Annotated in this window: 6 protein-coding genes and 1 pseudogene; all 7 read left to right on the top strand. The window is 66.8% G+C overall.

Features of this window, described 5'->3' with window-relative positions; all coding sequences use genetic code 11:
* Positions 1–652 (top strand): annotated as a pseudogene (locus ACFQ4E_RS20070) (hypothetical protein); the annotation flags it as partial.
* 125 nt (positions 653–777) lie between these two features.
* Complete coding sequence (locus ACFQ4E_RS20075) at positions 778–3,849, top strand: hypothetical protein (protein ID WP_386806318.1); 3,072 nt, start codon at positions 778–780, stop codon at positions 3,847–3,849.
* Positions 3,850–3,883: 34 nt separating this feature from the next.
* Positions 3,884–5,800 (top strand): type I secretion system permease/ATPase, encoded by a 1,917-nt coding sequence (locus ACFQ4E_RS20080; RefSeq protein WP_386806319.1) that lies wholly within the window; start codon positions 3,884–3,886, stop codon positions 5,798–5,800.
* Complete coding sequence (locus ACFQ4E_RS20085; protein ID WP_386806320.1) at positions 5,797–7,125, top strand: HlyD family type I secretion periplasmic adaptor subunit; 1,329 nt, start codon at positions 5,797–5,799, stop codon at positions 7,123–7,125. Before ACFQ4E_RS20080 ends, ACFQ4E_RS20085 begins: the two co-directional genes overlap by 4 nt.
* A 30-nt stretch (positions 7,126–7,155) precedes the next feature.
* Positions 7,156–7,629, top strand: a complete 474-nt coding sequence (locus tag ACFQ4E_RS20090) for a response regulator (protein ID WP_386806323.1) — start codon at positions 7,156–7,158, stop codon at positions 7,627–7,629.
* Between the two features lie 16 nt (positions 7,630–7,645).
* Positions 7,646–7,927, top strand: coding sequence for a sensor histidine kinase N-terminal domain-containing protein (locus ACFQ4E_RS20095; protein WP_386806321.1), 282 nt, complete (start codon positions 7,646–7,648; stop codon positions 7,925–7,927).
* Positions 7,928–8,005: 78 nt separating this feature from the next.
* Positions 8,006–8,563 carry a hypothetical protein gene (locus tag ACFQ4E_RS20100; protein ID WP_386806322.1) on the top strand — a complete coding sequence of 186 codons (558 nt, stop codon included), beginning with the start codon at positions 8,006–8,008 and terminating at the stop codon, positions 8,561–8,563.
* The last annotated feature ends 458 nt before the right edge of the window (positions 8,564–9,021 follow it).

The following is a 9,021-nucleotide window of genomic DNA, read 5'->3' on the forward strand; positions in this document are numbered from 1 at the left end:
CGGCAGCTCGGGCGATGCCTCGGCAAGCGCCGATGCCGGCTCCGCCGCGATCTCCGGTGCGCTGAGCGCGGGCCTGGGTCTCGGAGCGGCCGGTGCCGGTGCCGAGAGCGGCGCCCATGCCTCGGGCGCGGGCGGTGACGACCACGGCCACGGCAAAGGCAAGTGGGACGACTGGTGCGACAGCGAAGAGGCGGCCGACGCCCTCGCCGATGCCGCGTCCTATGCGGCCGCGAACGGGATCGGGATCGGTCTCTCGGCGGCGAAATCCGGCTCCTGGAGCGATGCGACCGGCGGCTCGGCCACCGGAATCAGCGGTGCGGGAACCGGCGGTGCGGGTGGTGATGCCACCGGCGGTCTGTCCGGCTACGCCATGGGGGGCGATGCCAGTGTCGGCGCAGCCACCGGCGGTGCAGCGGGCGACGCCATGGGCGGTGCCGGCGGCGCAGGCGGAAGCGGCGGCGTCTGGGGCTCGAACAATGGCGATGACGGGTTCGTGACGGGCTCGTCTGCGGCGTCTGCCGACGCCTTGCTGGACCAGGCCGCGTTCAACCAGTCGATCGCGATGGGCGCCAACATTCTTGGCAACCAGGTCGATATGACCGTGGTGGGTGGAAACTTCACCAACTCCCTGGTCGGAGAGGACGAGGTTTAAGCGACCTCGCCAACTCTCTGAGACCCTAGGGTCCGTGCGGATCGGGACTGCTGACCGACCACACGGACCGCACCGGCCCTGCATTTTCGGGTGCCGTGACCCCGTTTCTTCAAGGATTTTGTCCCGTGGCTTTCGACAGGATCACCGACGCCATTGCGCATTTCATCGGTCTCTTCGAGCTTCTCGAAGACCGTGCGCGGCTGAAGGCCGAGTTCGACAGCTTCAAGGCCGGAGCTTCCGACACCGATCTCCCAGGGGTCGTGGTAGAGGTTCCCCCCGCGGAGACGCCCTTCGAGGTTCCGGACCACGTGCCCGAGGTGTCCGACATCTCCCTTCCCCCTCCGGGGCCCGTCGTGGAGATCTCAAAGGACCCGGTGAACGCCTCGTCCGCACCGGTCGCGGACACGGTCGCACCACCCTCGGCCCGGCTCGCGCCGCAAGAGGAGACCGTCGTCCAGAACCGGTTGTCAGGCGGGGAAGAGGTCGGCCCGATCGTGTTCGAGGCCACACCCCCCGGATCGGTCGCGGTCGTCACCATCCAGGTCAATTACGTGGCAGACAGCGATGTTGTCAGCAGTTCGCCTGTCTCAGCCGAGGCCTGGATGGTTCAAGCCGCCGACCGGATCGACCATCTGACCGAGATTGCCGAAACCCTCGCGGGGCCGATGCAGGACACGCTCGGTCCCGATTCCACACCCGCCGAGCTTGTCGCCAACGCTCAGGAGAAGATCGAAGCGCTGCGCGACGGCGGCATGGCGGACGCTCTCGCGGGCGAGGTGGAGACGATATCGGTCACGGGTATCGCGTCGGACGCAGCCGTCTCCCTCAAGCTTCCCTCTCCCGACACGTCGCCAGAAGACGGTGCGGCCGCGCCGCCGCCCGTCGAGATCGTCACCCATGTCGCGTTCCAGAACGGTGCCGGGGAAACCCGCGTCGATGGCGAGAGCGCGGATTACGCCGCCGCGAAGGACGCCTTGACCAAGCGGCTGGACGACCGACTGGACGCGCCAGAGACTACTGAGAGCAGCGACACCGCGCCGGTCAGCGTCTCCACCGGCGACAATGTCGCGATCAACAGCACCGTGATCGCGGATGGCTGGATCGACGCCCCGGTGATCGGCGTCTGGGGCGACGCGCATTTCGTCACCGGCATCACCCAGATCAACGTGGTCAGCGATGCCAACCGGGTCGAGATCGCGCCCGCCGGGGACCCCGGCGAGACAAGCGACACCGAAACACCCCAGGACACCGCCCCCGAGGTCACGAACATCGCCAGCATCGAAGCGGTACCGGTGATCGCAGAGACCACCTCGCTGAGCCTCAATGACGCGCCGCCGAGCGTGATCATCGTCGCCACCGTCGAGGGCGACCTGATGAGCCTGACCCATACGACGCAGGTCAATTTCGTCACCGATACCGATGTCGTGACCGTCTCGAACGACACCGAAACGCGGATCGAGGTCGGCGGCAATCTCGTCACCGACGGCGCGCTCCTCGCGCTTCTCGGCGCCCAGTATGACGCGATCTTCGTCGAGGGCGACCTGATCGTCTATCGCTGGGTGACGCAGGTGAACGTCCTCGCCGACGACGATGTGGTCATTGCACCAAGTATACCCGCTGCATCCAAAGAGCCTGTCTCGGATGTCGACCCGGTTGCCGAAGGTGCGCCCGAGACGGGCGACCCCATCGCGATTAGCGATGGCGAGGATGGCCCCGACGGCTCTGCCACAAGCTCCGAGGGTGGCACGGCGGAAGCGCCCGCCGAGACCCCAACCGTCACTCTGGCTGCCTCTTCCAAGCCGAAGGTGGACGTCGGAGAAAAAACGATCTCGCCGCCCGGTCCCAAGACAGTCACGGCAAAGCCGACCGACCCAGCCCCCAAAGCGGCCGCCCCTGAAAAACCAGACACGCCTGCTCCGGCGGAGACCAAACCGTCCGAGGCAAATCTCGTCGTCAATTCGGCCCGCATCTCCGGCCCCTCCGACGAGGTCTCGGGCATGGCGAAGCCGGTCGCGCCGATCCTGTCGGACGGCGAGCTGGACATCGAGGCGCTGGCGGCCTCGGGGATCGACGATGGCGGCGACGGGCTCGACGTGCTGCATGTGAAGGGCGACCTGGTCATCCTGCACCATGTCAGCCAGACCAACATCGTCTCGGACAGCGACCGCGTCGAGATCACGGCGCCCGTGGAAAAGCCCGTCGCGGCCAAGGCGCCCGCGAGCGAGGCATCCTCCAAGGGCAAAGCTCCCGCGCCCAAGACGCAAGCCGAGGCCTCGGGAGGCGCGAAACCGGCGACCAAAGCGGAGACCGGGGTGAACAAGGCCCCGAAGGCTGCGGAAAAGACCTCTCTCGCCGAAACGACGCCCGACGCGACGACCGCTGCAAAAGGCGACAGCGCGGCGGCCGCGTCGAACGCTCCGGAGAAGACCGCGTCCTCCACGGCATCGGCAAAGACACCCGCAGACGCCAAGCCGGACGCAGACCCCGGCGCCCCCTCCGTGAGCATCGCGGACGATACCGGAACGACCGTGTTTGCGACCGCCAAAGGCACTGCCGACGCTCCGGAGATCGACACCGAACCGGCTCCCCCGCCCGACCCTCTGGTCGCCAAGCCCCTGGTCGAGGACATCGCGGAGACCGACACAGCCTCGGACCCGCTCGCCAAGACCAAGGACCTGCCCGACACCGCGAAGGGCACCCCGCCCAACCCTGCGGCATCGGACGCCGACAAGGACGCGCCAAAAGGCAAATCCGACACGGCCGCCGCCTCCGACACCACGCCAGCGAACGGCGCGGCGAAGGACACGCCCGCAGCACTCGCGCCGCCGTTCGAGACCGCAACCACCGACACCGAGACCCAAAACGCGACCGACGCGGCGCCCGAGGTCGAGACCGACGGCAACACGCTTGTGAACCTCGCCGAGGTGATCGACCTCGGCGGCCCGAGCTCGGTTCTGGTCGGTGGCGAGATCTACTCGGACGCGGTGATCTACCAGGCCGAGTTCATCGACACCGGCCCCGAAAACGCCCCCGCGCAGGGCGACCTGACCCCCGCAGCCGTGGCCTTCCTGTCAGAGGACATCGCCCAGAAGGGCAAGGCGCTCGGGCATGACAAGGACGTGCCCGGCAAGGCCAAGGGCCATCTCGATTACGACGACGCGGTCCCGGCCGACGTCATGCAGACCATGATCGCCTGAGGCAGGCGGCAGAGGACTTCACGGAGGAGACCCGATGACCGAGACAAGGACCGCCGAGAAGGACGTGCTGATCCTCGACGGCGACGCCCGCGTCAGTGCCGAAGGCAAAGGCAGCGCCACCGCCAGGGAGCGCCGCGCCGACGGCCAGAAGCTCCAGCCCGCGCTCGATGGCAAGGACGCCCAGAGCTTCCACAAGCGCAAGGTCAACGACAGCGCCGCGCGGCAGCTTGCCGCCGGAAAGCGCGCCGTCTGGCAGAACCTGACGATGGTCATGCTCCTGACCGTAGCGACCAACGTGCTTGTCCTCGCGATCCCGATCTATCTCTTCCAGATCTCCGACCGCGTCCTGACCAGCCGCTCGATCGACACGCTGGTGATGCTGACCGTCGTCATCTGCGGTGCGGTGGTCATGCAGGCCGTGTTCGACGCGATCCGGCGAATGATGCTGATGCGCACCGCGGTCGAGGTGGCCGTGCGCATGGGCGCGCCGATCCTCGAAGCCGCGGCGCATGCCTCGCTCCACTCGAACGGGCGCGAATATCAGACGCTCGGCGATCTGCAGACCGTGCGGTCCTTCCTGACCGGCGGCACGCTCCTGTCCTTTCTCGACGTGCCCTTCGCGCCGCTCTTCGTCCTCGCGATCTTCCTCGTCCATCCCGATCTCGGCCTCATCACTCTCGGAACGGCCGGGGCGCTGGTGGTCGTGGCGCTGGTCAACCAGCGCCTGACCTCCGCGCCATTTGCACGCGCCAACACGGCGCAGAGCCGCGCGAACCTGCATCTCGATTCGATGTCGCGCAATTCGCAGGTCATCAACGCGCTCGCGATGATCCCCGAACTGGTCTCGATCTGGGGTCGCGACACCGCCACGTCGCTCCGCGAACAGGTGACGGCGCAGGACCGCAACGTCTGGAGCGCCTCGGTCTCGCGCGGCATTCGCCTCCTGACCCAGGTCGCGCTTCTGGGCTGGGGCGCCTATCTCGCGCTCCAGGGCGAGATCACCGGCGGCATGGTCATCGCCGCCTCGATCATCGCCGGACGCGCGCTCGCCCCCATCGAAGGCGCCATCGAGGGCTGGAACGGCTTCCTGCTGTCGCGCAATTCCTATGGGCGCATCTCCGCGCTCCTGAAGGCCGCGGGCCAGTGGCAAGACAAGCTGCGCCTGCCCGATCCCAAGGGGCGGCTCGATGTCGAACGGCTGCTCTACGTGCCCGGCGGCACCAAGCAGGTGATCCTGAATGGCATCAGCTTCCGGCTCGATCCCGGCGACACGCTTGCGGTGATCGGCAATTCCGGCGCCGGGAAGACCACGCTCGGCAAGATGCTCGTGGGCTCGATCCTGCCCACCTCGGGCAATGTCCGGCTCGACCTCATGGATCTGCGCAACTGGGAGCCGCGGCAACTGGGCGAGAGCATCGGCTATCTGCCGCAGGACGTGCAGCTCTTTCCCGGCACGATCAAGTCGAACATCGCCCGGATGCGCGCCGATGCCGATGACGCCGATGTCTACCGTGCCGCCGTTCTGGCCGATGTCCATGACATGATCGCCTCGCTCCCGCAGGGCTACGAGACCATCGTCGCCGCCGATGGCGCGCCGCTCTCGGGCGGGCAGAAACAGCGCATCGGCCTCGCTCGCGCCTTCTTCGGCAACCCCAAGCTCCTGGTGCTGGACGAGCCCAACTCGAACCTCGACGCCGCGGGAGACAAGGCGCTGGCTCGCGCCATCCAGCACGCCCGCGAGAGCGAGATCACCGTCGTGGTCATCACCCAGAAGACCGCGCTGCTGCCGGTGGTCGACAAGATCATGATGCTGGCGGACGGCAATATCGCGATGTTCGGCATGCGCAACGAGGTGCTCGAACGGCTGTCCTCCTTTGGCAAACAGCCCAAAGCTGCACCGGCCGCGCCCGCCCCGTCCCAGCCCGACGCGCTTGAAGGAGAGACCCGATGACCCCGATCCCGACCGAAGGCTGGTCTGCGGACGTCCCCCGCTCGATCCTGCGCCTCTCCATCACCGCGGTGCTGCTCATGGCGCTCAGCTTCGGCGGCTTCGGCGCCTGGGCGCTGACCGCGCCACTGGCCGCCGCCGTGATCTCGCAGGGGACCTTCGTCGCCACGGGCCGCAACAAGATCGTGCAGCATCTCGAGGGCGGCATCATCCGCGACATCCGCGTCTCCGAAGGCGATCGCGTCATGGCGGGCGACCCGCTGATCGAACTCGACCGCACCGCCGCGCAGGCCGATCAGCGCGAGCTCTGGCTGCGCCAGCTCCGACTCGAAGCGATCGCGGCGCGTCTCCTCGCCGAATATCGCAACGAGGACACCGTCACCTTCCCGCCGTCGCTCGACGCCGCACGCGAAGAGGCGGAACTGGCCGATATCTTCGACAAGCAGCGCCTCGCCTTCCAGGTCTCGCGGTCGGTGCTCGAGACCGATCTCTCGATCCTCGACAGCTCACTCGCCTCGCTGACCCTCCGCGCCGACGGGTATTCCGGGCAGCTCGCCGCGCTCGAGGCGCGGGCCGAGAACCTGGCCGAGGAGCTTGCCGCCAAGGAGGCGCTGGCCGAGAAAGGACTCGTCAAAGCCGCAGAGACCGGGCTTCTGCGGCGCGCTCTGCTGGAATCCGAAGGCCAGATCGCGCGGCTCGTCTCGCAACTGGCCGAGCTCGAGGAAGAGCGCACGCGCTTCGACCGCCGCCGCGCCAAGCTGATGAGCGACCGTCGCCAGGCTGTGGTCGAGGACCTGCAATCGATCCAGGCGGAGCTCGACTCGATCCGCGAACAGACGCGCAAGGCCGACGCCATCCTCACCCGCGCTGCCATCACCGCCCCGGTCTCGGGCACCGTGGTGCGCCTTCACTACCACAGCGTCGGAGGCGTCATCGAGACCGGCAAGCCGATCGTCGAGATCCTGCCCACGGACGCGCCCCTTCAGGTCGAGATCAAGGTGCTCAGGACCGATATCGACAGCGTCTCGACCGGCCAGCACGCCACCGTCCGCCTGACCGCGATGAACCAGCGCACGACCCCGGTGCTGAATGGCACGGTCAGCTACGTCTCGGCGGACTCGATCACCGACACAAGCGAGGGCATCGCGCAAGAGATCTACGTCGCCAATATCGACCTGCCGCCCGAAGAGATGCAGCGGGTCGCCCATCTCCACCTTCTCCCCGGCATGCCCGCCGAGGCGATGGTCCAGACCGAGACCCGGACCTTCTTCGACTACCTCGCCAAACCCGTCCGCGACAGCATGTCCCGCGCCTTCAAGGAGCAGTAGGCGACTTAGCGCGCGTCCTCGTCAACGCCACTGCGCGTCCTCAGGCGACGCCGCGACGGCCCCCCGATCATCCTGCTGACCGCGCGCTCGGTAACCGCCGAGCGGGTGGCAGGTGTCGATGCCGGGGCGGACGACTATCTCACGAAATCCTTCGAGATGGACGAGCTCGAAGCCCGCCTCCGGGTCACGGCGCGGCGCACGGATCTCGAGTTCACCGAAAGCGAGACGCTCGGGCCGATGGTCTTCGATCGCGCGGGCCGGTTGCTTCTGCGGGACGGAGAGCGGCTCGACCTAGCCCGCAAGGAGATCGCCTCGCTCGAATGCCTGCTCGAGAGACGCGGGCGGCTGGCGTCGAAATTGCGGCGCATCAGCCATTTCTACGGAACCGGCTCGAGCGCCGGGGAGAGCGCCATCGAGCCGCATGTCTCGCGCCTCAAGCCCTTCGGCATCCGCATCAAGACCGCCCGCCGTCTCGGCTACATGCTGGACGTCGATGCACGCTAGACCGCAGAGCAAGGCGATGTTCCAGCGGATGCAGCTGGTGCTGGTCATACTGCCACCGCTCCTATTGGTGTCGGTCCTGATGGGGCTCTGGCGGTTCCAAGCCGCGCAACGCACCTCCGAGGAACTCTTCGATCACAGCCTCCTCGCGGTAGCGCTCGCCATTTCGCGGGAAGTCGCGATCTCGGGTGGCGACACGCTTGCGCCCAGCACCCACAGCTTCGGCTCCGTTGCCGGGGGTGGACAGATCTTCTACCACGTGACCGGTCCCGGCGGCATCTTCGTGACCGGCTACGCCTAGTCGCCGCGCGGCGCCTTCGACGCACTGCGCGATCAGCCGAACTACTTAGTGGCCACCTATCGCGGCGAGGAGATGCGCGTGCAGCGCATGATCGAGGATTGCACGATCGGAAACCTTGCGGGCGAGACGGTGGTGACGGTCCGGCGGCGGATCAGCGACAGCCAGGCCTTCGCCTGCGAGCTGGCGCTGCGGGCCTTCGCGAATGTGGCCGGATTGAGGGTCGCTCTCGCGCTGGTGATCTGGCTTGGCGTGCAGATCGACCTCAGCCCGCTCAACGATCTTCAGGCCGCGATCCAGCAGCGCTCGCCCGACGATCTCGCCCGCATCCGGCGGCCCGTCCCCAAGGAGGTTGCGGGCGTCGTCTCCACGCTCAATCGCCTCTTCGGCCAAGTGCGCGACAATATCGAGGCGGACCAAACCTTTATCTCCGACGCGGCGCACCAGTTGCGTAACCCCGCGGCCGCCCTGCTCGCGCCGGCAGAAACGCTAACCAACGTAAAAAACGAGGCCGACCGCGCCGCACGTCAGACCGAGCTCATCTCGGCCGCCCGCACGTCCGCCCGGCTGGCAACCAGGTCCTGCAACTCGAACGCCTGCGCCACGGAACCTCCGGCCCCTCGCCACGCTTCGACCTGAACGCGCGGGTCGAAGAGGTCTGCAGCGCTCTTGCCCCCGCCGCTCTCTCCCGCAACCTCGAATTCACTTTCGACCGCGTCCCCAACTAGCTTCCGATCGACGGCGATCTGGTCTGCCCCTATCGGGTGCTGGGTATTGCAAATACCGCTAGGGCGAGTGGTAGTTTCCTTCAATACACCGTAACACGAAATAGCGTCAGTCTCGTATAATGAGGTTTATGTTATGGTAACAGCCTCAGTCGCTACTAGAACCCTTGCATCAGCATGCCGATGGCAGCGGTTATTTTTCAAACTCCGCTTCTATATTCACAATAAAAGGTGCAAGCATTCCCACCGGAACCGCGGCCATGAACTAGGCTCAGGACTCATAGCCAGTAGATGACGATTGAATAGCCCCGTGTATCGTGGACGCCTTCTTCGCTAATTTTGAGGCAAGGAGGCCATGATGAGCAGCAGCAA

It is taken from the genome of Litorisediminicola beolgyonensis, from assembly GCF_042679605.1.
In the GTDB taxonomy this organism is placed as follows: domain Bacteria; phylum Pseudomonadota; class Alphaproteobacteria; order Rhodobacterales; family Rhodobacteraceae; genus Litorisediminicola; species Litorisediminicola beolgyonensis.